General features: G+C 51.3%; 1 protein-coding gene. It reads left to right on the top strand.

All coding sequences use genetic code 11. From position 1 onward, the window contains the following. The first annotated feature begins 66 nt into the window (after nt 1-66). Nucleotides 67-1,250, top strand: a protein-coding gene (locus tag ACPUC8_RS25980) for an IS3 family transposase (protein ID WP_494927747.1) whose coding sequence is annotated in 2 segments (ribosomal slippage) — nt 67-355 and nt 355-1,250 — 1,185 coding nt in all. Because the reading frame shifts where the segments join, the coding sequence is not laid out codon by codon here. Nucleotides 1,251-1,263 lie beyond the last annotated feature (13 nt).

Below are 1,263 nucleotides of genomic sequence, written 5' to 3'. Positions count from 1 at the left end.
TGTAGTGGTTTAATAGATTAGGACACACTCAGAGGTTATAACGTTATTAACCAGAGAGGTGATTCTATGAGCGGAAGAATATTTACTCCTGAGTTTAAGCGAGAATGTGCTGAACTCATTCTTGACCACGGCTATACAACGCAACAAGCCTGCAAAGCGACGGATGTTGGTTCCACGGCGCTGCGGCGCTGGGTCAGGCAACTACTGGAAGAGCGTAGTGGCGGGAGCACTGCGCCCGGCCTGATAGTTTCTTCAGCCACACCTCTCACGCCGGAGCAACAGCGTATTCGCGAGCTTGAGGAGCGCATTCTCCGCCTTGAACGGGATAAAGAAATACTAAAAAAAGCTGCGGCTTTGCTGATGTCGGACTCCACAAAATCCTGACGTTCATCACTGCGTTAAGCGGGCCATACAGCATAAAAGAACTCTGCGCGGTACTGGGAGTCCACCGCAGTCAGTATTATTACCATAAGAAACAGCAGCAGAAAGACACTGCTGAGCGCGATGCTCTGCGCCAGAGGACAACCGAACTTCATCAGATGAGCCGCGGCTCTGCCGGAGCCCGCACGTTGTCATTAATGCTGAAGAAGGAAGGGCTGTCCGTAGGACGATATAAAGCCAGCAAGCTGATGAAAGAAGCTGGACTGATAAGCCAGCAGCCTTCCCGGCACCGTTATCGCGTGTGTGAACAGGTATCAACGATAGCACCCAATATTCTGGCCCGACGCTTCAACGTGACAAAACCGAACAAGATCTGGTGTGGGGATATAACCTTTCTTAAAACGAACAAAGGATGGTTTTACCTTGCGGTTGTGCTTGATCTATATGCCCGTAAGGTTGTTGGCTGGTCATTTTCAACAATAGCAGATAGTCAGTTGACTCAGGATGCGCTGACAATGGCCTGGAACAGCCGAGGGCGCCCATCGGGGGTGCTGTTCCACTCAGATCAGGGTACGCAGTACAGCAGCTATTCCTATCGTGCGACGTGCGCCCGATATGGAATGACAGCGAGCATGAGCCGGAAAGGCAACTGCTGGGATAACGCGGTGACAGAAAGACTGTTCCGTAGTCTGAAAACGGAATGGCTTCCCGGCAAAGGCTACTGGAGTGCAGAAGAAGCGAAGAGAGACGTGTCGTTGTACCTGAGTGGTTATTACAACAGGGTACGACCACACAAATTCAACGGCGGACTGTCGCCGGCTGAAAAAGAGAGGCAAACGCAGAAAAACCTCTGGCGGTGTCCGAAATGATTAGACCACTACA

The sequence above is a fragment of the Pantoea sp. CFCC18177 genome, from assembly GCF_059412425.1.
This window is presented reverse-complemented; position numbering and strand designations above follow the sequence as displayed.